Source organism: Serratia sp. 4542, assembly GCF_016805595.1.
Lineage (GTDB): Bacteria > Pseudomonadota > Gammaproteobacteria > Enterobacterales > Enterobacteriaceae > Serratia > Serratia nevei.
Map to the genome: position 1 here is coordinate 1 of NZ_RXKV01000019.1, position 1,150 is coordinate 1,150.

General features: G+C 69.3%; 1 protein-coding gene. It reads right to left on the minus strand.

What is annotated here, in order from left to right; translation table 11 throughout:
* The coding region (locus tag EKL15_RS23220) for an amino acid adenylation domain-containing protein (protein WP_203090444.1) at positions 1-1,150 on the minus strand (1,150 nt) is incomplete at both ends.

The window sequence follows — 1,150 nt, forward strand, 5'->3', positions numbered from 1 at the left end:
GCCGGCACCACCCACGCCACCAGCCGTTTGTCGTCGCCCACCGCCCGCGCATCCACCACCGCTTCGCGCACCGCCGGGTGCGCCGCCAGCACCGCCTCTATCTCCCCGCATTCGATGCGGAAGCCGCGGATTTTCACCTGCTGGTCATTGCGCCCCAGGTACTCGATGTCGCCGTTCGCCAGATAACGCGCCACGTCGCCGGTGCGGTACATCCGCCCGCCCGGCGCGAACGGATCGCTCAGGAAGCGCTCCGCCGTCAATTCGGGCCGATTCAGATAGCCCCGCGCCACCTGCACCCCGCCGATATACAGCTCGCCCACCGCCCCCAGCGGCACCGGCTGCCCGTGCTCGTCCAGCAGGTAGATACGCGTGTTGGCGATCGGCCGCCCGATCGGCACCGACACCCGGTCCGCCTCCCGCGAACAGTGCCAGGCGGTAACGTCCACCGCCGCCTCCGTCGGCCCATACAGGTTATGCAACTCCGCCTGCGGCAGCCGGCGGTAAAACTCCGCCACCAGCGCCGCCGGCAGCGCTTCCCCGCTGCACATCACCCGCACCACCTGGCCGCAGCGCGTCGCCGCCTGCCCGTCCGCCAGGAAGCTTTGCAGCATCGACGGCACGAAGTGCAGCGTGGTGACGCCGTACTGTTCGATCGCGCGGCTCAGGTAGTCCGGATCCTTGTGCCCTTCCGGCTTCGCCATCACCAGACGCGCGCCGACCATCAGCGGCCAGAAGAACTCCCACACTGAGACGTCGAAGCCGAACGGCGTTTTTTGCAGCACCGTGTCCGCCGCCGTCAGGCCGTAGGCTTCCTGCATCCACACCAGCCGGTTGACCACCCCGCGGTGCTCATTCATCGCGCCCTTCGGTTTACCGGTCGAGCCCGAGGTGTAAATCACGTACGCCAGGTGAGACGCCTGCGCGCGCCGTTCCGGGTTCTCGGCGCTCAGCGTATCCGGCAGCGCCGCCTCCAGCGCCAGCTGCGGCGTCGCAGGCTCGCCCAGCGCCGCCCGGCCGGCGGCGTCCGCCAGCAGCAGCACCGGGTCGGCATCCTGCAGGATGTACTGCAGGCGTTCACCCGGATAGGCCGGATCGAGCGGCACATAGGCGCCGCCGGCCTTGAGGATACCGAACAGCGCCGTCACCATGT